15 protein-coding genes are annotated in these 22,353 nt (G+C 58.3%); 1 reads left to right on the forward strand and 14 read right to left on the reverse strand.

Going from position 1 to position 22,353, the window contains the following annotated elements:
- Position 1: 1 nt before the first annotated feature.
- The 13 genes from yqfD to BBD41_RS06230 form a co-directional block, all read right to left on the reverse strand.
- A complete protein-coding gene (gene yqfD / locus BBD41_RS06170; RefSeq protein ID WP_099477012.1) occupies positions 2-1,195 on the reverse strand; it encodes a sporulation protein YqfD in 1,194 nt (397 codons plus the stop codon).
- Positions 1,192-1,485 carry a sporulation protein YqfC gene (yqfC, locus tag BBD41_RS06175; RefSeq protein WP_007129410.1) on the reverse strand — a complete coding sequence of 98 codons (294 nt, stop codon included), beginning with the start codon at positions 1,483-1,485 and terminating at the stop codon, positions 1,192-1,194. The genes yqfD and yqfC overlap by 4 nt, the downstream gene beginning before the upstream one ends.
- 269 nt (positions 1,486-1,754) lie before the next feature.
- Positions 1,755-2,333 (reverse strand): hypothetical protein, encoded by a 579-nt coding sequence (locus tag BBD41_RS06180; protein ID WP_099477013.1) that lies wholly within the window; start codon positions 2,331-2,333, stop codon positions 1,755-1,757.
- An 18-nt stretch (positions 2,334-2,351) separates the two neighbouring features.
- On the reverse strand, positions 2,352-3,365 hold the full coding sequence (gene floA, locus BBD41_RS06185) for a flotillin-like protein FloA (RefSeq protein WP_077564952.1): 1,014 nt from the start codon (positions 3,363-3,365) through the stop codon (positions 2,352-2,354).
- A gap of 107 nt (positions 3,366-3,472) precedes the next feature.
- Positions 3,473-4,834: an NfeD family protein gene (locus BBD41_RS06190; protein ID WP_077564951.1), complete on the reverse strand. Its 1,362-nt coding sequence runs from the start codon at positions 4,832-4,834 to the stop codon at positions 3,473-3,475.
- A gap of 246 nt (positions 4,835-5,080) precedes the next feature.
- Complete coding sequence (locus BBD41_RS06195) at positions 5,081-5,521, reverse strand: GatB/YqeY domain-containing protein (RefSeq protein WP_007129405.1); 441 nt, start codon at positions 5,519-5,521, stop codon at positions 5,081-5,083.
- Between the two features lie 16 nt (positions 5,522-5,537).
- A complete protein-coding gene (rpsU, locus tag BBD41_RS06200; protein WP_005547957.1) occupies positions 5,538-5,711 on the reverse strand; it encodes a 30S ribosomal protein S21 in 174 nt (57 codons plus the stop codon).
- Positions 5,712-5,891: 180 nt separating this feature from the next.
- Complete coding sequence (locus BBD41_RS06205; protein WP_099477014.1) at positions 5,892-6,251, reverse strand: histidine triad nucleotide-binding protein; 360 nt, start codon at positions 6,249-6,251, stop codon at positions 5,892-5,894.
- 307 nt (positions 6,252-6,558) lie between these two features.
- Positions 6,559-10,011, reverse strand: a complete 3,453-nt coding sequence (locus BBD41_RS06210) for an AAA family ATPase (protein ID WP_099477015.1) — start codon at positions 10,009-10,011, stop codon at positions 6,559-6,561.
- Positions 10,008-11,189, reverse strand: a complete 1,182-nt coding sequence (locus BBD41_RS06215; protein ID WP_099477016.1) for an exonuclease SbcCD subunit D — start codon at positions 11,187-11,189, stop codon at positions 10,008-10,010. Before BBD41_RS06215 ends, BBD41_RS06210 begins: the two co-directional genes overlap by 4 nt.
- 170 nt (positions 11,190-11,359) lie before the next feature.
- Positions 11,360-15,556 (reverse strand): helicase-exonuclease AddAB subunit AddA, encoded by a 4,197-nt coding sequence (gene addA, locus BBD41_RS06220; protein ID WP_167393009.1) that lies wholly within the window; start codon positions 15,554-15,556, stop codon positions 11,360-11,362.
- Positions 15,546-19,064 (reverse strand): helicase-exonuclease AddAB subunit AddB, encoded by a 3,519-nt coding sequence (gene addB, locus BBD41_RS06225; protein ID WP_099477018.1) that lies wholly within the window; start codon positions 19,062-19,064, stop codon positions 15,546-15,548. Before addB ends, addA begins: the two co-directional genes overlap by 11 nt.
- 323 nt (positions 19,065-19,387) lie before the next feature.
- Positions 19,388-20,761 (reverse strand): class I SAM-dependent rRNA methyltransferase, encoded by a 1,374-nt coding sequence (locus tag BBD41_RS06230; protein WP_099477019.1) that lies wholly within the window; start codon positions 20,759-20,761, stop codon positions 19,388-19,390.
- A gap of 118 nt (positions 20,762-20,879) precedes the next feature.
- Between BBD41_RS06230 and BBD41_RS06235 the strand changes: the two genes are divergently transcribed.
- Positions 20,880-21,854, forward strand: a complete 975-nt coding sequence (locus BBD41_RS06235) for a Na/Pi cotransporter family protein (RefSeq protein ID WP_099477020.1) — start codon at positions 20,880-20,882, stop codon at positions 21,852-21,854.
- Here the strand turns inward: BBD41_RS06235 and BBD41_RS06240 are convergent.
- Positions 21,844-22,299, reverse strand: coding sequence for an NUDIX hydrolase (locus BBD41_RS06240; protein ID WP_077564940.1), 456 nt, complete (start codon positions 22,297-22,299; stop codon positions 21,844-21,846). The genes BBD41_RS06235 and BBD41_RS06240 overlap by 11 nt on opposite strands.
- Between the last annotated feature and the right edge of the window lie 54 nt (positions 22,300-22,353).

Here is a 22,353-nt window from a genome sequence, read left to right on the forward strand (position 1 = left end):
CTCATTCTCCTTGATTGTATACTATGGGAAGTTCTTTCGTGATGGTCTCTTCCACCTCGAAAAGCACTTTCATATAAACTTTACCATTCTCTTTCTTCTCATGCAAAATTTTTTGGCTCACAAATCGGGAATCGGTGCCGTATTTCGCCAAAATATCGCGTCTTGCGCCCTCTAATCCTTCTTTTTTGGCATCCTCCTCGGTAATCGTATGCTGAACCTGGGTAACCTCCATGATCTTTTCGGTCATCCATCCGATCGGGAGCGCCCGCGATCGCCAGGTGAGGGGATCATAATAGGTCAGCATTTCGTGCTTCGAGTACGGCACGTCCCCGTACCCCCACACCTGGACGGCACGGTCGCCGAGAACGAGATAGGATCGTTTCTTGCCTTCGCCCGTATACACCTTCCTTGTTTTGACGAGCGGAACCTCAATATCGTACTCATGCCAGACCAGCCCTTTAACCTCACCCTTGGCCACGATCATCTCCGAATTTTCCTCATCGCCTAAAATGCCGGAGATCAAAACATCGCCTTTCTTCACCCGGCTGTTGATTTGAACCTTGGGCAGCCCCTTTTCTGCATAGATATAAGTGATCACCGCATCCTGCGTACTGATCAGATGCCTTGGGCTTTGCAAAGGCGGCTTCTTGGGAACGGAGGCCTCAACGACCTGGATTCGGATCCGCGTCCCATTCCGCTCCACGCCGACCCAGGACACGCCGTCAATCCTGGATGCCAGGCTGCCGGACAGCTTGTCCATCGATTGCAGCTTGAATATCCATTGATACGGATAGACTCCTTCCTGCTTGGCGGCATCCAGAATATCTTCCGTAGCAATAGTCTCATTTCCTTCCACCTCAATGTTCCATACCATGGAGGAGAGGGCGGTCAGGATCGCAAAGAACAAGACCATCCCGAGAACAAACGCCTTGCGCTTCCACAAGCGCCGCAATTTGAAAGGATATCCGCTGCGCTCCTTGATCCGCGTCCGGCAGCCTGTCCGTTTCAAGAAGGGACGAAGCCCCTTAAAGTCTTTAAGCAGCAGCTTAAGCTCCGCAGACTGTGTCCCGGTCGGTATCACATCCCACACCGGGATCCCCGCGTCCACTACGGAATTGATGAATGCTTCCACATGCTCGCCGCGCACGGTGAGCGTCAAATAGCCTCGAAGCTGGATCATGGTTGGGATGTTCACGCTTTCTCCTCCGTTCCTATGTATTGAATATGATGGATTGTACCAATAATGGTCACTTCTTGGCTTTGAATGGCCTGAATGGCGAGATCCGACCCCGATATCTCCAAGGAGCCCTGGGTTAGGGACAGCACAAGCCGCTTCTCGGAGAAATGCCGAACTCCTCGATGATTCTCAATATGAAGCTCCTTATTGCCGATCAGGGTCAACCGCGGTAAATCGAATAACAGGTCCTGTGGCAAATCAAGCATTTCTTGGGTCCATTTCTGCAGCTTGCGGCTGATGCGGGACATATGGAGACTTTCCCCCTTCCTGTACTGTACACCATATGCCCCGGGATCCCGATTTATGAAATGTACAGCCAGAAACCTGCAAAGAATTGTTCCGATAAGAGTCGGGGCGTATTTCCGATATAGAAAAAGAGGCTGTACCAAAGTCAATTGACCTGGTACAGCCTCTTGGTATGTGGTGGGCCGGCGCTGATGCGCCTAATTCCATTCGCTCGCGGTCTCCAAATGCAGGGCCATTGCGGAATGGCCGCATAACCCTCGAACATGGCCTTTTAACGGCGAACATTTGATGGACGCCTCGAACGGGGCGGTCCCAAAATCTCGGACCACACGATGCCGTTTCGGGCTTGCTCCGCAACATTCGAATGGCTTCGACGCTCCGGTCCATGGTCCTCTTCGGCGAGCTCAACGACCGTTTCCGGGATATCGACGGTCATCCGGTTCAGCTGCGCATGAATCCGGTCCAGATCCGACTCCATCATCGCCATCCGGCGATCCATGCTGTCCGGCTTCCGCTCCATCTCCTGGAAGCGGGGCGGTCGGTTCAGCTCCTCATGCTCCAGCGAATATCCGTTTCCGGTGTTCAGATCCTCTTCATCGTTAAAATCCGAACCGGCGCTTTGTTGAACGGGGGCATGGCGCTCAGCTTGCGGAAAGGGCTGGGGCCTTCCCGCTTGCGTTCTGCGGAGCTCCGGCTGCTGCTGCCTGCCTTGACGATGACCGTCCCCGCCGAACGACGGCATGCGGGGCTGCCCCTTCTCCCCCGCATTCTTGCCGCGCTTTCCCAGAGCCGTAATGATGAAGAAGCCTATAACAACTACGATATAATAATTCTCGATTAACCAGCGCACTATAGGCTCACCCCATCATCATTTGTTATTGTTCGGATTGTCTCCCGGGTTGCCTGTGTTATCGCCCATCTTGCCGATCGAGCCTCTCATCTGCGTATCGGCCTCAAGGTTCTTCAGGTTCATGTAATCCATCACCCCGAGCTGGCCGCTGCGAAGCGCTTCAGCCATAGCAAGCGGAACCTGGGATTCGGATTCCACCACCCGCGCTCTCATTTCGACGACGCGAGCCTTCATCTCCTGCTCTTGCGCCACCGCCATTGCACGGCGCTCTTCCGCTTTCGCCTGGGCGATGCGCTTGTCGGCTTCCGCCTGCTCGGTCTGCAGGTAGGCCCCGATGTTCTTGCCTACATCGACGTCGGCGATATCGATCGACAGAATCTCAAACGCCGTTCCGGCATCAAGCCCTTTCGCAAGTACGGTTCTGGAGATCAAATCCGGATTCTCCAGAACGTCCTTGTGGGAGTCACTGGAACCTACGGTTGTAACGATCCCTTCCCCTACGCGGGCAATGATCGTTTCTTCACCGGCACCCCCGACGAGGCGGTCGATATTCGCCCGAACGGTTACCCGGGCTTTAACCTTAACCTCAATGCCGTCTCTGGCTACGGCAGCGACAACCGGCGTCTCGATGACACGCGGATTAACGCTCATTTGCACGGCCTGAAGCACGTCCCGGCCGGCAAGGTCAATCGCGGCCGCCCGTTCGAATTCGAGCGGGATATTCGCCCGCTGGGCAGCGATCAGCGCATTAACGACGCGGTCCACGTTACCGCCCGCCAAATAGTGGCTCTCGAGCTGATTGATGTTCAGCCCCAGCCCCGCCTTCGTCGCCTTGATCTGCGGATTGACGATCCGGCTTGGCGTTACGCGCCGCAGCCGCATGGCCACCAGCGTAATGATTCCGATGCGCACGCCGGAAGCGAGCGCCGAAATCCAGAGCATCAGCGGGAAGAAGCTGAAAAACACGCTAAGCGCGATGATCGCAACGACCGCGATCAGCAATATTGTCACCAAGGAACTATCCAAACCCATTGTCTCTTCACCCTCCATCTTTTGAATAACGAATGTAATCAGGTACTGCTGTTAACCAAGCTTGACTTCATTGCTCTATCCCATACTACACAATTCCAGAAGAAGCTTCACCCTTTTTCTTCCTCCACGACAATCCGCGTTCCATCGGTCTTCACCACGCGGACCCGGCTGCCGGATTCAATATATCCTCCGAGCGTGACAACATCCAGCCGCCTTCCTTCGAGCTCCATCGTGCCTGCTGGACGGAGAGGCGTTATGGCCTTCCCTACGAGTCCGATAAGACTGTCCCGGTCCTCATTCGGAATATAGCCCTGCTCTTTGGTCAAGCTGTCGTTCAGAATGAATTTTCGCCATATTCCCCGCTCCTTGAACACAAAGGCCACGACCACTATAGTGACGAATGCCGACGCCACAGCGATTCCGAGGGACCACGCGACATGCGAGGTGCTGTACGCAGCTCGGACCACACCGGCGATCAGACTGATCGAGCCGATGATCCCAAGGATTCCGAAGCTCGGAACGAACAGCTCCATCGCCAGCATCAGAATTCCGATGATGAACAGGACCCAGGTCTCCCAGCCTGCAAAACCGGCCACATAGTTGCCGAAGAAATACAGCACGAAGGCCGCGATGCCAAGAATGCCCGGAACGCCGAATCCCGGTACAAGCACCTCGATAATGACGCCCGCAATCCCGATGAACAAGAGCAGTGTCATGACGCCGGGATGCGTCAGAAAGGTCGCGAGCTTCTCGGAAAACGTAGGCTCTATCCGGAACACATCCTGGGTCGAATAATTCATCCAGGTGATCACTTCCTCGGTGTTGTCGGCGATCGTGTCCGCATATCCCGTCTTTAACGCTTCCTCATGCGTTAACGAGATGATTTCCCCCGGTCCTTTCGTCCGGCCGATCTCGGGCATTTCCACTTGCATGTTGACATCCGCCATCCCCATGGCGATCTCCTTGTTGCGGCCGCCGGCTTCTGCCGCACTGGCCATCGTCGTCTTCCACCAGGACACAAGCTTCGCATCCTCAATCGGTTTGCCGCTGCCGTCCACCATCGCCGCGGCTCCGATCATGGTTCCCGGCGCCATGGCGATCTTGTCGGCATTAAGGGCGATGTAGCTTCCGGCCGAGGCCGCATCGCCTGTAACAAAGGCGACGATCGGCATGCTGCTCCCTTTCATCAGTTTGGCGATTTCCCCCGCCTGGTCAACGAGTCCGCCCGGCGTATCGATCTCAAGGACGATCAGTCCGGCCTTCATCTTCTCGGCTTCCTTGAAACCGCGTTCCATAAAGCTGGTCAAGCCGCGTTCAATCGGCTGTTTGACCGGAATTACATACACCGAGCCGGTGTTGGCTCCCGAAACCGGCTGCGTTGGAAGCACCCACATCGAGGCGGTTATGAACAAAATAATAACGGCGGCCGTCATCGCGATCCATCGGCGGGGCCCATTCAATATTTTCATCATACTCCTCCCTTCTCTTCGACTTATACGGCCATCCTTCTTCTGTCTTCGACATGAAGGAGAGGATGACCTTCCTGCATAAGCATATGTATCAAGTCACTCTCCTATGGTTATATTTACGGTTCAGCCGCGATTTCGTTTCAAGAAAGTATGCCCGGACGGTGAAATTCCTTCAAAGCTTAGCTAAAAAAGCCCGAAAACAAGAAAAAACACCCCCTGAAATCAAGGGGTGTTTCACTTATGTTGTTACAGAAATTGTTGAACAACTTGATTGACAAGCTTTCCGTCCGCACGCCCTTTAACCTTCGGCATGAGAGCACTCATTACTTTACCCATCTCGGCTTTTGAAGAAGCACCGGTTTCCTGGATGGTCTGCTGTACAATGACTTTAATTTCTTCTTCAGTAAGCTGTTCCGGGAGGTAGGCGCTTAGGAGCTCAATTTCTGCTTTCGCATCGGCGGCAAGATCGTCGCGTCCCGCTTTTTCAAATTCTTGGAGGGCATCTTTTCGCTGTTTGATTTCACGACTTAAAATATCAAGCACTTCGTTGTCATCCAAACTTCTTTTCAAATCTATTTCAAGATTTTTTATCGTCGAACGAACCATCCGAATCGTAGAGAGTTTGAACTTGTCCTTACTCTTCATCGCTTGCTTCATATCTTCGTTCAATCGTTCGCTAAGATTCATGCTAGTTCAGATCCTCCTAAAACTTTCTCTTACGAGCAGCCTCGGACTTTTTCTTGCGCTTTACGCTTGGCTTTTCATAATGCTTGCGTTTCTTCACTTCAGCCAATACGCCATCTTTAGCGATGGAACGCTTGAAGCGACGAAGTGCAGCATCAATTGTCTCGTTTTTGCGAACTTTAGTTTCAGACACCAGTTTTCCCTCCCTCCGACCAGACCGTCCAAGAGCAATAACACGGTTCATCAAACTTCATTATAGGGCAAACGGAAATATGGTGTCAACCTTGACGGCAACTAAAAAAAGTCAGGCAAGCAAAAGCAGCCCCGCCGGCTTAAAATGCCGCGAAGCTGCAGTTATCCGCTGGTCCAGCCGTTATGTATGCGATGGGGAGATTCCTGTCAACGCACCCAGCCGTTTGCCACCCATCAAATGGTAATGCAGGTGAAACACCGTCTGTTCTCCATTTGGACCGCAATTGTTGATCAGGCGGTATCCGCTCTCGGCGATGCCGAGCTCAGCGGCAGCCTCTTGCGCAGCGCGGTGCATCTCGCCGATCAAGGCCAAGTCCTCCTCCTGAACATCGTTCATCGAGGCGATATGCTTCTTCGGAATGATGAGCACATGGACCGGCGCCTCCGGGTTAATATTTTGGAACACCAGCACCTTATCATTCTCAAGCACCTTGGTGGAAGGGAGATCTCCGTTTACGATTTTGCAGAAAATACAATCCATCACATCATTACCCCTTTCATAGAGTCTCATGCTCCCATCATATAAGAAAAGGGGGGGATTCGTCCATTATGCCGCCTTGAGCGATAAAAAAAGAGAAGCACCCGCCAAGGACGAACGTCCGGCAATGGCAGGCCAGCCTCGCAGGGAAAGGGAAGAGTGTATCCGCTGAAGGCCGCAGCACTGTCAGGTGCTTCTATTGCATGTCGGCTTGACTGTATTATAACAGCGCCTTGCGGCTGTATCTGTGATCCCCATCACAATGAAAGAATTCATCTACAGACCGAAGCTTACATAGATTCGATAAGGCTTACATAGATTCGATAAGGATTTGCGAGCCCTCGCCTGCCTGCTCGGCAGGCCGTACCACCAGCTTGCGCGGAAGACGCGCCCGAAGCTCCGGCACGTGGCTGATGATGCCGACGGTCAGTTTATCCGTATGCAGACGCTCCAGTGCTGTAATGACGGTCTCCAGCAGCTCCGGATCAAGCGTGCCGAAGCCTTCGTCCAGGAAGAAGAACTGCAGCGGATACTGACCTCTCAATTGAATCTGAGCCGACAGGGCCAATGCCAACGCCAATGACGTAAGGAACGTTTCACCGCCGGACAGCGTCGAGACCGGACGGCGAACGCCGCCGTTGGCATCGTCCCGGATCACAAACCCGCCGCCGGAATCCACCTCCAGCGAGTAACGCTGTTTGGTGAGATAGCGCAGCCGCTGGGAAGCCGCCTGGCTGACCTGCATCAGCTGCTCCTCGGCAATATACTCCACAAATGCGTTTCCGCGCAGACAGGACTGGAGCTTCGACAGCCGGTCGCTTTCGCTCTGGAGCTCTGCCCGTTTGGCCTCAAGCTCCATAAAGCGGATATGGCGCTTGCTCAGATCCTCCAGATCCCGCTCTGCTCTCGCTTTCGCCTGAAGGGCTTCCTCGTCGGCCGAACGGGCGGTCGCAAGCTCCGAGCAGCATAGCTGCCAGTCCTGCTCATTGTAGGGGCTCGCTCCGAGCTTCTGCATAACATCGCCGAGCCGGACCGTCCATTCCCGCTGTCCCTCGCGATGCGCCTTGACGGCACCGGAGATCCGCTCGATTTCTTCGCCAGTCAGGCAGGCGTCCCGAACGTCGGCTTCCGTCGCGAACGGCGAAGCGCCAAGCTGCTTCTCCCAAGTCAGCTTCGCCGCCTCATGATGCTCCTCTGCGGAGCGGGCGGCCTGCTCGGCAATGGCAGCCTCTTTCGCGGCTTGCTGCGCCGCTTCCTCGGTCTTCCGGCGCTGCATTCTCGCCTGCTCGGCGGCTTCTCTGAGCTGCTTCAGCCTGGAGCGGCACTCCTGGATCAGCTCCTCGGCCGAGCGGTCTCCGATCCATACGGACAGCCGCTCTTCTTTCTCCTTCAGCACTTCCGCCTTGCCTTCCCGCTGGGTGTCGGCCAGAATGAGGTTTTTCTCGAGCTCGCGCAGCTTGCCCTCGAGCTCTTGCACGGCCTGCTGCTTCTGCTCCAGAAACGGAACGCTTCGCTCAAGCCCCTCCTTGATCTTCTCGGCTTCGGCATCGCTGGCCTGCATATGCTTGAAGCGGATCTCAGCCTCCTCAAGCGGCAGATTCGGGCGTGTGCCGGACCATACCTGCACGATGCCCGCGGCTTCAGCTTCGAGTCCGGCAAGTTTATCCCGAAGCTGCCGGACGGACAGGGTCCTGCCGTCCACCGCCGCGCCCTGCTTCGCCAGCTCTTGCCGGCATTGCAGCAGCTGCTGCTGCAGCTTTGAAGCATCTTCACGGCACAGCTCGATCGCTTCCGCTTGGGAGCCTGCCGCCTGCTCAAGCTGTTTGATCTCCTCTGCAAGCCGGATCAAGTCATACGGCGGGCGGGTATCCGGCACGGCCGCTACAGCCGCCTCGAGCATGCTGCTTCCTGCCTCGTCGTGGACGGCTTCCAAAGCGGCCGTCCCACCCCCTTGACGGGCTGCAGCTTCGGCACCGATTTGCCGGAGCAGCGCGTCGCTCTCGCTCAGCTGCTGCCTTAATTGCATGCGTGTCTCCTGAATTCGATGCACGATCTCATTCAGCTGCTCCATCGCCTCATCATCCGAAGCCTCGCCTTCAGCAGGCCGCGCGGCCGGATGGGGATGGTCCTTGCTGCCGCATACGGGACAAGGCTCTCCCTCCCGCAGCTCGGCAGCCAATGACAGCGACAGCGCATGAAGCTGCCGCTCCCGCCGGGCTTCCTCCATCGACTTGCCCAGCTCGGATGCGGCCGCCCCGATGCGCTCAATCGCCGCGGACGCTTCAGCAGCCCTGCTCTTGACACGTCCCGCGTGGCCGGCCAATCGTGCAAGGTGCTGCAGAAGCTCCTGCTCCTTACGCTCCAATTCGGCCAGCTTTAGGCGCAGCTCCTGCTCGGAGCTCTCCTGCTCCTTCAGTTCCTGTCCGGCCTGGGCCTTCAGCTTCTCTACGGCGCGCAGCGATTGAAGCTGCTGCATCGCCTCATGCAGCGCCTGGCGGTCGTCGGAGCGCGTCTCCAGCGCCTTTAGCTGCTCCTGCAGCTCATCCCTGCGGCTCCGTCCGCGAAGAAGCAGCTCCTGCTCTTTCTGCAGCCGGGCGTTCACGTCCTCCAGCTCCTTCCTGAGCCTTGCCCGTAGCTCGTCCAGCCGCTTCAGCTCTTCGCGCAAGGAATCCCGCTCCCGCTGCAGCAGAACGGCCTGGCCCAGCTGCTCTTCACGCTGCAGCAGCTTCGGTTCTTCAGCGGCAAGCGCGGTCTGGGCCGCTTCATCAGCTTCGGCTGCCTGGGCCGCTGCCTTTTGCATGCCGTCCGCCTGGGCCGCTTGCGCTTCGGCCGCACGTCGCCGCTGCTCCCACTGTCCGCCGGTCTCGCGCCAGGCCTCAAGGGCTGGCAGCACCGCCGCTGCCGCTCCGGTCAGCTCAAGCTTGCGCTCAAGCAGCCGAATTTCTTCTTCATGCGCAGCAAGCTCATCCAGCTTGCTCTGAAGCCGCTGCCGCTCCAAGTCCAATTCCCGGAGCTTGGACAGCGATTCGTGGCGCTCCTGAATCGACTGAAGCCGCCGTCTGGATGCCTCGGCGTGCTTCTTGGCCTGCTCCAGCGCCAGCTCTGCCTCCGCAAGCGCCTCCTTGCCTGCGCTTCCCAGCCCTTGCTGCTCCGCCTCCACGGATTTCAATGCACCGTCCGTTTCCTTGACTCTTCGGCTCAGCTTGATCGCCAGCTGGTCGCCATACCGTTCCAGGTGGAACAGGCGCTGCAGCATTTGTCTGCGCTCGCTTCCCTTCAGCGACAGAAATTCCGCGAACTTGCCCTGGGGCAGAACGACCGCGCGGGTAAAATCATCCATTTTCAGTCCGATTTTCTCCTCGACACAGCGCGTGACTTCCGCCAGCTTGTCCGCCACGACCTGCTCGCCGTCTGCGGTGACGTGTATGAACCGGCTGACCGTGTTGCTGACCGACAGCTCATTCACCCGCTTAAAGCGCCGCTCTACCCGGTACCGCTCCGCTCCGGCCGGCGAGCTCAGCTCAAACGTAAAGGACACGAACAAGCTGTCCTCCGAATGGTTCATGATGCCCTGCGTGCCGTTGACCGCCCGCTCCACCTTGCCGTACATGGCGAGCGTGATCGCATCGAGCAGCGTCGATTTCCCGCTGCCCGTCGGGCCGAATATGCCGAACAGCCCCATTTCGCACAGCGCTTCAAAATTGATTTCCTGCGGGCTGCGGTAGCTCTGCAGACCCGACAGCTTCAACATAACCGGCTTCATCCGCCGCTCACCTCCGCCGCATCCTGTTCTTCCTCTTCGACCAGCTCCAGAAATAGCTGAACCAGTCGATCCTCCGGTTCTGCCCCGCCGGTCTGCCTCTGATAGAACTTGCGGAACAGATCGGGCAGCGGAATCCGCGAGCGCTCGATTTCAAGCTCCAGCGCCTCCATCTCCGGATAGACCGGCCGGATATGTACGATACCGTCCCTGCTTTTACGCAGGCGCTGAATATCCGCGAGCCCCATCGCCTCCGTCAACGTGATTTCCAGATCGATAAAAGCATTGGCGTCCCGGCCCTCATCCAGCCACCGGTACACTTCCTCCAGTCCGCCCTTCGCTTTCCATCTGACTAGAGGCCTGCCGCTCGTAAGGAACACTTCCTCGATGACAGGACTGCCTCCGGGCGCAACGTCGATCATCGTGACGGACTTCGCCTGCCCGGCTTCCGAGAAGCTGTAGGCCAGCGGTGAGCCGCTGTAGCGGATCACCCCTTCCCCTTTTACAGCCTGGGCCCTGTGAAGATGTCCGAGCGCTGTATAGGACGCTCCCACGGCCAATGCCGACGGATCGACCGTATAAGCGCCGCCGACCTGAATCGGCCGCTCCGAATCGCATTCCACGCCGCCAAGCACGTAGATGTGGCTCATCGCCAGGTTTACCGTGTCCGGCGTAAAGGCATGGGCCAACCGTTTCATGAGCATGCCGACCCGCTCGCTGTATGCCCGGCGCAGCTGATCCTCATCCCCGTCCATGGCAAGCAGCTCATTGAGCCTTGCCTCCGACGGATAGGGCAGAGCGGCGATTTTGGCGGTTTCTCCTGTCCGGGCAGACACGGTGGTGACCACTTCGGAGACGGGCATGCCGATCAGCGTGATCCCCCGGCTCGATACGAGCGGCCTGATCGAGGATACGCGCTCCGGCTGGTCATGATTGCCCGCAATGACAACCATGGGGCGGCCGCCCTCCGTCAATCTCGCCGCCGCATCGTAGAACAGCTGCTCCGCCGCTGCAGGCGGATTGACCGAATCATACACATCGCCGGCCATCAATATCAGGTCCGCCTGCTGATCATCCGCAAGCCGAACCAGCTCCTCCAGAAATTGCTCCTGCTCAGCGAGCCGGCTCCTGCCCTCCAGCGTCTTGCCCAGATGCCAGTCCCCCGTATGCAAAATGCGCATCGCTGCATCTCTCCTCCCCGATACAAACTTCACTTTTTGGCACCGACATAAGGGGTTAAAGCCCTTAAGCGAACCATAAACCATAAACCATAGAATGATTGCCTTTAATAATAACTTCCATCACAATGCAGGGCGCAGCTCGTTTCGATCATAATGGCCGCGAAACATGCTTAGATCCGGACTCCATGGCCCCCGTCAAAAAAGTACAGCCATTTCTCACACACAGGCTCGCCCAGAATGTCCTCCAGCGCCCTCGCATACAGCTCCAATTGAAAACGATATTGCTCCGCAAGAGCCGGTAGACCTCCCCGATGCTCCAGCACCCGGTCGGTTTTGTAATCAAGCAGCACCAGCTTGCCTTCGCGGCGAAACATGCAGTCGACGACCCCTTGAACGAGCACCGTTTCATCCTGAAGCAGCCGGACATCCGGCCGGTCTAAAGCGCCCTGCGGGGACAGCTCCTCGAGAAAGGCCAGTCCCTGGTAAGCTTCGGCTGCAGGCAACGCATAGGAGAACGGCATCTCCCGCCATACCTCCTCGGCCGCCAGCAGCTGCCGCCCCACCTCGCTTTCGAACAGCCGGCTGATATCAGACGGTTCTACGGCTGCAGCCTGTTCCGCCGTAATGATCTCCCGCTCAACCAAATAAGCGATCAGAGCTTCCGATTCATGAAGCCATCGGTCGGCTATTTCTTGGGCTTCTACGGCCGTTGCCCCGGCTTGTATGCCCCGGAAATCGCCGAGAGGCAAATGCTGCATCAATGTATGATAGACCGTCCCGCGTTCCGCAGGGGTCAGCTTTTGCGCCTCCATAAATTTCGGGCGGCGAAGGTTCAAAGTAAAGGCGGCCGCTGAATAGCCGTTATGGTCAGCATCCGGCGATTGGCTCCCGATGCCCGCGAACAGGCCCTCCTGCGCACCGCGCCTAACCGCCCGCTCCTCAACCAAATCGAGCGACGGCTCGTCCTGCATCGCCAGCAGCTTTTTCATCTCCGTGACGGACGTCTTCGCCGAGATACCGCTCACGGCTTCATAAGGATAGACCCACGACAGCTTACGATAAACGGCTTCCCGGATTTCTGCCGACCCGCCGTCCAAGTCTGCATCAGCCTCTTCGATCGGTACCGGCTCAAGCTGCTGCACGGCCTTCATCCGTTCAAAACGCTCCTGGCCGCCATCCCCCTCTTCATCGATCACGACGCCCGTCGGCTGCAGCAACGACTCCGGGGTCTCAACCGCGAATATCCAATCGGATGGATCCTTCGACAGGGCAGCGCCTTCGCTCGTCGCCGGCAGTCCTGCAAGCTCGCGAAGCAGACCGGCGGACGGGTGGCGTATGACCGCCGGTCCGATCCAATCCAGGTAGCTTCGGCCCCTCGCAAGCAAGTAGTCAGGCAGCAGGAGCTCCGGATGGCTGACGGCCTGGGCCCATGCCCCTGCCCGTTTCGACAAATCCTTCACCGTACCGACAAGGATCATTTTCTCCTTCGGACGGGTAAGGGCCACATACAGCACCCGCATCTCTTCGGCCAGCAGCTCCAGCTGGGCTCGGCGGCGGATCGCCAGATTCGGCAGGGTCGGATAGGTGACGCGCATCTGTTCGTCCACGAATTTCGGACCAAAGCCTAGCTCCTTGTGCATCAGAAATGGCGCGTTCAAATCCTGCTGATTGAAGTTTTTGGACACCCCCGCAACAAACACGACGGGGAACTCCAGCCCTTTACTCTTATGAATCGTCATCAGCCGTACCGCATTGCCATGGCTCTCCGCCGAGCTTGCTGCACCCAGATCGCCGCCGCGCTCCCGCAGACGGGAGATAAAGGTCAGAAAGCGGAACAGCCCCCTTGAGGACGTATCCTGCTCATACCGAACCGCCCGGTCATACAATGCCGCCAGATTCCCCTGGCGCTGCTTGCCCCCGGGAAGGCCGGAAATCCAGTCCAAATACCCCGTCTCGCTGTATATGCGCCAGATAAGGTCGCTCAGGCCGCCCTGACGGGCCTCCTCCCGCCAGCGCTGCAGCCGCCCCATGAACAGGTCCAGCTTATGGCCGAGCTCCGGAGAAATGTCAGCCCCGGCTTCTGGATCAGCGGATGCTTCTAGGGCGCCTACCCCGGTCACGAGCTCGTGTCCGGCAGCCGCCTCGGCCAGCCCCTCCAGCTCTTCTCCCAGGCTCCATGCGCCGTCCACCAGCCCCGATGCCGGGGATGCCGCTGCGTACGGTGTCCTGCGGATCGCGCAGGCAGCCTTCAGCGCGTCATAATAAGTTCCTTTGGCGCAAAGACGGACCTGCGCCAGCTCCTCCTCGGTCAATCCGACCAGCGGCGAGCGCAGTACGGAAGCGAGCGGGATGTCCTGCCGAGGGTTATCGATGACCGCAAGCAGCGAGAGCATGATCTCGACTTCCGTTGCCTGAAAATAGCCTTTGTTCTGCTCTCCGACGGCGGGAATGCCTGCCAGGCGGAGCTCTTCCATCATTAAAGGCGCCCAGATCATGGCCGATCGAAGGAGGATAACCATATCGCCATACTCGACCGGACGCATCGATTTGAGCGATTTATCGTAGATCATGAGCGGCTTGCCGGTTTCCCCGGTCATCTGGCGGATTTTGCCGATGATCGCCCTGGCCTCAAGCTGCGCCGTCTCCATCTCGGCGGCCTCAAGCTCAAGGCCTGCCCCTTCGTCGTCTTCTGACGGCTCCCCGCTCTCCGGTTCGGCGCCGCTTCCGCTTCGGTCAATCAGCAGCAGCTCCGGTTTATAAGGGCTGCCGCCCTCGCCTTCCTGCTCCGGAAACGAGGCGCCGCAAACAAGCTCGGCCCGCGCATCATAGGCAATCTCGGCCACCGACTCGTTCATGATCTGCCGGAACAGCATGTTCACGGCATCCACGACCTCCATGCGGCTGCGGAAATTGCGGGCCAGGTCGATCCGGATTCCCCGGCGGCTCGCCTCCTCACCGCAATCGCCTCCGTCGTAGCTCTTATACTTATCCAGGAACAGACCGGGCTCCGCGAGGCGGAAACGGTAAATGCTCTGCTTGACGTCACCGACCATAAACCGGTTCCCTGGCGCTTCGCGGGAGATGAGGCGGACGACGTCCTCCTGCACGCTGTTGGTATCCTGGTATTCGTCCAAGAGCACCTCGTCGAACTGCTGTCTGTATTCCATTGCCGCGTCCGAAGGCAGGACGCTGCCCGGTTCCGAATCCGGGTGCCGCAATATGTGAAGGCAATAATGCTCCAGATCATTAAAATCGACCATTCCTTTGGCCGCCTTCGCTTCGCGGTAGCGTTCGCCGAAGAGAATGACCGTCTCGGCGAGCTCCTTCATCAGCGGAGCGGCCGTTTGGAGCTCCCGCAGAAATTCCCGTGCCGGCCGGCCGAATAAGGCGCCTTTCAGCTCATTGACGGTTTTCTTCGCTTGCTCCCTCAGCTCCTTGACCTGCTCCTGGAGCTCGGGAATGATCTCGGCCTTGCGGATCGATTTCAGCTTGCCGAAGGAAGCGTCGCGGAAAACTTCGTACAGCGATTCCCACGGGGAGTGACGAACCGCCTCAAGCAGGGAGGCAACCAGCGCCGCGTCCTCCTCCAAATTGTCGGCGTACGCCGCCGGTCCGCCCGGCTGGAGCGCAATTGCCTTCGCTTGCTCCAGCAGACCTGCCGCTCCGCTTAACGCGAGCCGGGCATCGGCCAGGATGCTGTGCACCCATGGCGTCCGGCCCAGCTCTTCCGTGTCCTTCGCCTCGTAGCTGGCAGCCGTATCCCGGAGCCAGCGCTCCGGCCACGGGTGGCTTCGGGAAAAATCGTACAGCCGCTGAACGAGACGGTACAGCGCATCATCCGTCCGTTCGCCGCTGAACCAGTCGGCCAGTCGCATGAAATTGCTGCCGGGCTCGTCTTCCGATTCCCCGTACTTTTCTTCGAACAGCTCCTCCAGCAGCTCCTGGCGCATCAGATCGGCTTCGTGCTCATTCAAAATCCGGAAGCCGGGATCGAGCGGAATCAGCTGGTAATATCGGCGGATGACCTCCATGCAGAAGGAGTGCAGGGTCGTGATGGAGGCCCTCCCGAGCAAAGCCAGCTGGCGCCGGATGTGCTCGTTCTCCGGATCCAAATCCAGCTCCCGTTCCAGCGCCTCTCTGATCCGCTGCCGCATTTCAGCCGCCGCGGCTTTGGTGAAGGTCGCAACAAGCAGGCGATCCACGCTGAATCCCGACGTCCCGTCAAGAATTTTGCGAATGATCCGTTCGACGAGCACCGCCGTTTTGCCCGAACCCGCCGCGGCCGCGACCAGTATATCGTCGCCCGAGCGCGCAATGGCTTTCCATTGATCGTCGCTCCACATGCTGTCCTCTGGCTTAGCCATCATGTTTGCCACCGGCTTCCTCTCCTTTCATTTCTCCGAGCAGATCCCACACTTGATCCCGTCCCGGCTTGCCGAGCAGCTGATATTGACTGCCCTCAATCGTATCGTCAAACTGGCACACCGGCCGGTAGGAACAGTAGGTGCAGGCCGTTTCCTGCTGGATCCGGTACGGCTCGATTGCCACATCTCCCCCCGTAATGCGCGAACCGATGGCCGTCATGTTGCGGCGAACCGCGGCCAACAGCGTCTCCCATTGCTCGGGCGTTGCAACGGCCGCGCTGCTGTAGAAGCTGCCGTCCGCCTTCACGGCAACCGGAAGAATCGCGGAGTGGCCCTTTTCCAAATAGGAGTCCATGAGCGATACCGCTTCGCGGTCTGCAAGCAGCAGCCCCTTCATCTTGTACCGCTTCAGCAGCTCCTCCGCTGCCGCCTCCGGCGTCATGCCGTTCGCCGATTGCAGCACCGGATCATGGACGTGGAAATACAGCGTGCCTGCCGGCAGCGCCTGTTCCCCGATCCACAGCTCCGCATAAGTCAGCAGCACGTCCAGATAAGTCAGCATCTGCAAGGATAGTCCGTAGTACACTTCGTGCAGGCGAAGATCCTTCTGGCTCGATTTATAGTCAATCACCCGGAGCATGACGCCATGCTCGCCCCGGGCCATGTCAACCCGGTCAATCCGTCCTACGATCTCCATTTTCACCCCGTTGTCCAGCTCAAAGGTAAGAGGAGGCAGCGGCTTGCCGGGACCGAAATCCAGCTCAAGTCCGACCGGCTCGAACTTCCCGCGGCGCGCCTGCTCGCCCAGAATGACAGAAGCCCGCCCGACAATATTCTTCAGCTTTCGCGAAATGTAGCCGTAGCGTTTGGAGCTTAGCAAAATTTCGCCCTGCAGCATCGGAGCCAGCCGGTCCACGGTCTGTTCCGCTTCGCGCAGACACTCCTCGGCCGTCAGATCCCCCCAGCTTCGATGCTCGGACTGAAACTTCACTGCCATCTGGCTTAAAGCCGCATGGAACAGCTGGCCGATGTCCGGGGCTTGCAAACGGTAAAGCTGCCGTTCCCGCAGCTTCAAGCCGTGGGACGCAAAATGCGAAAACGGGCACGCAACAAAGCGTTCCATTCGGGATACGCTGGTTGCAAGCTTTACGCCGTACAGGCGGCGGCTGGTTTTCTCCGTCAGATTTCGTCCTTCGTTGCGATAGGTTAGAGAGGACAGCATCACACCGAGCCGCGTCTTCCATTCCGGCTGGCCGACGAACCAATTATAAGCGTGCCACCAGAAGCCTGGCAGCTCCTCGCCGTTTCGCCAATCCCGCAGCCGGCCGGTCAAATAAGCGATCGTCTTCCCGGGCCGGGTCACGTACCCCGCCTGCTCCTCCGCGGATTGCCCGGCATGCGGCCGGGGGGCAAGCGGCCCCTCGCCGATCTGAAACATCAGCTTCAAATGGCGGATGACCTCGGAGGGAAGCAGCGTCTTGCCCTCATCATCCGCGGCGGGATAGCTGACCCACAGCTGCAGGCTTGCCGAAGTCAAAGCATTGTAGATCAGGAAGCGTTCATCCAGAAGCCTCCTCGATATGGTCGGGGCAAGCTCCAATCCGCGCTCCGCCAGACCGGTTCGCTCCTGTTCCGTCAATATCCCGTCATCCTCGAACTGCGCCGGTATGACTCCGTCGTTCACCCCGAGCAAAAACGCGTATTTCACGCCACCGGTCCGCGTCCGGTCCATGCTGCCGACCAGCACCTGATCAAGCGACGGCGGGACGAGGGCCATTTTCAATTCCGTAAGCCCAGTATCCAATATGCCGGCGAACAGCTCGGTACTGAGCTTTTCATCCCCCATCATCTCCACGATCTGATCCAGCAGTCCCAGCACGGCCCCCCATACCTGGCGATGCTCCCTCGCCTCCTCGGGACGTCCGGCTTCAAGCGCGGCCCTGCTCAGAAGCTCCAGCTTCTCCGGCACATCCGCCTCCTCCAAAAGCCGGAAGACGGCCGTACATTGCTCGCGTGCGGTTGCCGCCTTCTTCAGACGCTTCTCAAATGGGTGCAGGACTGATGCCACGGCCGTCCTGGCATATTCAATAAGCTGCAGCTCCGCCGTGCCGCGGGCTTTCGTTTCCCCTTCCTCCAGCGAGAGACTGGGCGCACCCTTCCATGGGCGGCCATCCGTCCAGCGGGATCCTTGAATGCCTGAAGCCAGCACATGATTCTCCAGGCGATCCATGTCTTCGCGGGACAATGAACCGTCAAGCGGCAGCAGGAGATCCGTCTTGACGCAGCGGAAGACGTCCTCGTACCGCCACCGGCGCAAGCTGACATCCAGGGCCGAGCGGACAAACTCCACCACCGGATGGTGAAGCTCGCTCCGCTTCTGATCAAGAAAGTACGGTATGCCGTATTCCCGGAACAGCGGACCGATCAAATGCTCATAATCGCCCAGGTTGCGGACGAATACCGCCATATCCCGGTACCTGGCCCCTTCTTCCTGTGCCAGGCGGAGCATCTCCCGGATCGCCCCCTCGATTTCGGCGCGGCGATTGGCGGCCGCATAGAGCCGCAAGCCATTGTCTTGCACGTCCGCCTCTCCCCGCCAGCGCATCCGCCGGTCATAGCCGCGCTCCAGATGGGCCAGCACCGGCCGCTCGCAGAAACGTGGCGGAACTTCCGGGGCAAGCGTGCGGTGCTCGGTTTCCGCGCCCAGCTCATCCGCAATCCCTTTTAGCTTTATGTACGTGCTCGCCGTAGGATGGAACAGGTCCAGCTCATGGGGAAGGGCCCCTACGGGATAAGGCTTGTCCAAGGTGAGCGCAATCGTCACCTGCCTTGCATGGGCCATCAGCTCTCGAAGGACGCGATATTCCTGTGGAGTGAAGCCGTGGAAGCCGTCGATCCAAATATCCGCCTGGCGAATATAGTCCGAATCGGCAATGCTTTCGGCCAGCGTTGCAAGCGTGTCCTCCTCGTCCATGTAGAGTCTCGATATTTCCAGCTCGTAATCCCGAAATATTAGGGCGATCTCCTTCAGCTTCCGCTGCAGCATCGGCGGCCCCGCTGTCTGGGAAGTCAGCAGCTCGAGCTGTTCCTCCACGCAAGCGGCGTCAATGCAATACCGCTTCATTTCGGTATACAGCTCGCTGAGCTTGCCGACAAAACCGAGCTGCTCGCCCGAAGGGCCGAACAGCTGCAGCTCCTCTTTGCGGCGGCGCAGGATTCTGTACAGCAGCATCCGCTTGCCTTCCTCGCTGATCGCCACTCTGGCCGCACCGCCGGTCTCCTGCATGACCCGGTAAGCCAGGCGGCGCAGGCTGAGCACCTGGGCACGAAAGATGCCCCGGATGCCTCCTGTGTTCACCAGCGCATGCTCCGCCTCGAACGATCCCTGTTCGGGAACGATCAAAATCATCGGGCTGCCCTGGGGCGATTCCTCCAGCCTCCGGCTCATCTCTTCGCGAATGGCCGTGCTTTTGCCGCTGCCCGACCGGCCGATTATAAATTGTATCGTCATCTACGCCTCAAGCCTCCTTCGCTTTTATTTCCGACAGTTTACATGCAAGGGACCCTATGAACCTGTCAAACTGACCATCATGGGATCTACGCCTGCTATTGCTATCTATTGAAATGTCATATTCATTGTTGTTGGAATTCCCGGTCCGCAATTTGCGAATCTATCACCAGGATACTGATTATTAGTATAGCATAAGCGGCGGCGGAAGGAACATACGTTTGGATTGTATTCCCAGTGGAGACCGATAACGACAAAAGAGCCTGCTTCAGCACAGCTCGCCACTGCGCTAAAACAGGCCCCGGATCCCTCTATGTCAAGATCAGCTACAGGTTTGTCTTGCTCCGCACTTCAAACACCGCAAACTTCAGGTAGTGTCCCTCATCGACGCCCAGAATTTGTGGATGATCCTTGCCGGCGGCGCGCCATTCCACCAGCCGCAGCACCTTGCCGGCGTCCCTGGCCGCCTCCTGGATCGTCTCGAGGAACAGATCCGGACGCATATGGTAAGAGCAGCTTGCCGTCACTAGATAACCGCCCTCGTTCACCAGCTTCATGCCGTGCAGGTTAATGTCCTTGTAACCCCGGCAGGCTCCCTTAACGGCCGACTTCGTTTTGGCAAAGGCCGGAGGATCGAGAATAACCACATCAAAGGTCCGTCCCCCTCCTGCCGTTAGCGGCTTCGACGTGTCCACCTTCTGGTCCGCCTGCGCGCGCTGCTGCCGCTCCTCGACTCCTTTTACCTGATTGCGCAGGTATTGGAAGGCGTCATCCACCACGAATTCCACCCGATCCTGAAAGCCGTTGAGCTCGACGTTCTCCCTCGCGCTCTCAATCGCATGCTCCGAGATATCCAGACAGGTCACTTTCTTGGCGCCATACTTGCAGGCATGAAGGGTAAAGCTCCCGGTATGGGAAAAGCACTCCAGCACCGTCGCTCCGTCCCAATACGGGAAGCTGACCGCCTTCCCGCTCTTGTTCACCGGCACGGTCTTGGTCTCGCCGTTCTCCTCGATCGTTTGAAGCGTAATGCCGCTGCGGCTTCCCCAGCCGGTCATCAGCGGCTTGATCGAAGCCCGGTTTTCGCGCTGGTCGAAGAAATAGCCGGTCTTCTGCCCTTCCCACGTATCCACCTTGATCGACAGCCCGTTCTCCGTAACGACGACGTGACGGGGACAGTCTCCATACAGCGGACCCTTGCGCTGCTCCAGTCCCTCAAGCTCGCGGACGGACACATCGCTGCGCTCATAGATCCCTCTCGGCTGCATGACCCGGACAAGCGCGCCGACGATCTCATCACGGCGCTTGTCCATGCCCAAGGTTAACAGCTGTACGACCAGTACGTCCGCAAAGCGGTCCACAATCAGGCCGGGGAGAAAGTCGGCTTCGCCATAAACGAGGCGGTAGGCGTTCTCGCCCTCGATGAACCGTTCCCTGTGTCTTTTGCATTCCTCAAACCGGGCGGCGAAGAAATCCTCGTCCATCCGTTCGATCGGCTGGTACGACACGATCCGCACCGTAATTTGCGATTGCGGGTTATAATAACCGGCCGCCATAAACCGCCCCTGATGATTCAGCACCGAAACCAGTTCGCCCGGGGCAGGATCGCCCGTGACGGAGGCAATCTCACTTTTGTATACCCAGGGATGCCCCTGCTCCAATCTTTTCTTGCGACTGCGCTCCAATATAACCGATGGCACTAGTAGTTCACTCCTTGTGTGATATCCCTGGCGGCAATTCATAGGCATGCATGTCCGCCCGGGGTCATATACGTATTAACAAAAACCTCGATCCCCATTTCGAAAAAAGGAGAATCGCATGCTATCCTCACTCTGGTTTCCCATCTGCTACGGCCTGGTCCTGTTCCTGTTCGGCATGAAGGTGATGGAAGCCGCGCTTTCACGCTGGGCCGGGCCGCTGCTGCACAAATGGCTTCGCATCGCGACCTCTACGCCCGTCAAAGGCATGGCTGCCAGCACAGCCGTCACGGCTCTCCTCCAGAGCAGCACGGCGGTGACGGTGCTTGCGATCGGATTTGCGAATGCCGGGTTATTAAGCTACGCCGGAACCCTCGGCATCATCCTCGGCACCAATATCGGGACGACGGTGACGACCGAGCTCATCAGCCTTCAAATCGGACGAGCCGCCATGCCGCTGCTCGTGCTGTCGCTCATGCTATGGGTAGGGGCCGTGCTGTTCAGCCAGCGCGTTCCTTCCGGCTATGATAAATTGCAGATGTCGCTTGTCCGGAGCCAATATTTATGCCTAGCCGTAACCGGCTTTGCGCTAGTGCTCCTCGGCATCCAATTCATGCAATCCATCGGGCCTACCCTGCAGGAGCTGGGCCTGTTTCAATGGTTTCTTGACCATGCTTCGCGCAGCGTCTTTTGGGGCATTCTTGCCGGCGCCATTCTGTCCGCGCTCATGCACAGCAGCGCAGCGGTCATCGCGATGGCGATGGGCCTGGCGGTCGGCGGCTCGCTTCCGCCCGAGATCGGCGTTGCGATCGTGCTCGGCGCCAATGTCGGCACCTGCGTCACCGCTTTGATCGCTGCAATGGGCAGCACGCCTGCCGGCCGTTTCGTTGCATGGTCCCATATGGGGCTGAATATCGGCGGTGCGCTCCTGTTCGCGCCGTTCATCGGCTGGCTCACCGCCGTGTCAGGCTGGCTTGCGGCCGACCCTGCCGGACAAATCGCGCACGCCCAGACCTTATTCAACGTCCTGAGCTCGCTTCTTGCACTGCCTTTATGCTACCTGCCCTTCTGGTCCAGGCGGCAGCCTAAAACGTGATATCCTCCGCCGGCGGAATGGGAACGTTCAGCAGCTTTAGCGCCTTGCGCAGGATAATATCATTATTGTTATACCCGTTGCTGCGCTGTTTCCTCCACGCGGCAAGCGGTTCATACCAATCGACTCCGTTGATCTCCTCGATCTGCGGCTTGAGGCTGCCGCCTTCAGCCTTGACCAGATAATAATGAACCTCTTTATTGACTTGTCCATACACGGGATGATGATATTTATAAGCGATAATGTCCACGGGGGAAGTAATGGAGCCGACAATTCCCGTCTCCTCTCTGATTTCGCGGAGAGCGGTCTCTTCGATCGTTTCACCGGCTTCCATCTTGCCTTTGGGAAGCGAATGTTTCCCGTAGCGATCCAAAATAAGCTGGATTTGCAGCGCTCCCGCATGATAACGGTACACGACGCCGCCTGCAGAAAATTTCGTCCGTGCCATGTCCCTTTCCTCCTTCATGTACAACAAGGATTCCACTTCCGGATAGCTGGAAAT

This window comes from Paenibacillus ihbetae, assembly GCF_002741055.1.
GTDB lineage: Bacteria > Bacillota > Bacilli > Paenibacillales > Paenibacillaceae > Paenibacillus_AQ > Paenibacillus_AQ ihbetae.

Excerpts from the sequence above, each read along its gene's own strand:
- addA (WP_167393009.1), bottom strand. The coding sequence starts at position 15,556 with ATGATGGCTAAGCCAGAGGACAGCATGTGGAGCGACGATCAATGGAAA.
- floA (WP_077564952.1), bottom strand. The coding sequence starts at position 3,365 with ATGGGTTTGGATAGTTCCTTGGTGACAATATTGCTGATCGCGGTCGTT.
- BBD41_RS06240 (WP_077564940.1), bottom strand. The coding sequence starts at position 22,299 with ATGGCACGGACGAAATTTTCTGCAGGCGGCGTCGTGTACCGTTATCAT.
- addB (WP_099477018.1), bottom strand. The coding sequence starts at position 19,064 with ATGACGATACAATTTATAATCGGCCGGTCGGGCAGCGGCAAAAGCACG.
- yqfC (WP_007129410.1), bottom strand. The coding sequence starts at position 1,485 with ATGTCCCGCATCAGCCGCAAGCTGCAGAAATGGACCCAAGAAATGCTT.
- BBD41_RS06235 (WP_099477020.1), top strand. The coding sequence starts at position 20,880 with ATGCTATCCTCACTCTGGTTTCCCATCTGCTACGGCCTGGTCCTGTTC.
- BBD41_RS06195 (WP_007129405.1), bottom strand. The coding sequence starts at position 5,521 with ATGAATCTTAGCGAACGATTGAACGAAGATATGAAGCAAGCGATGAAG.
- BBD41_RS06215 (WP_099477016.1), bottom strand. The coding sequence starts at position 11,189 with ATGCGCATTTTGCATACGGGGGACTGGCATCTGGGCAAGACGCTGGAG.
- BBD41_RS06190 (WP_077564951.1), bottom strand. The coding sequence starts at position 4,834 with ATGAAAATATTGAATGGGCCCCGCCGATGGATCGCGATGACGGCCGCC.
- BBD41_RS06205 (WP_099477014.1), bottom strand. The coding sequence starts at position 6,251 with ATGGATTGTATTTTCTGCAAAATCGTAAACGGAGATCTCCCTTCCACC.
- BBD41_RS06210 (WP_099477015.1), bottom strand. The coding sequence starts at position 10,011 with ATGAAGCCGGTTATGTTGAAGCTGTCGGGTCTGCAGAGCTACCGCAGC.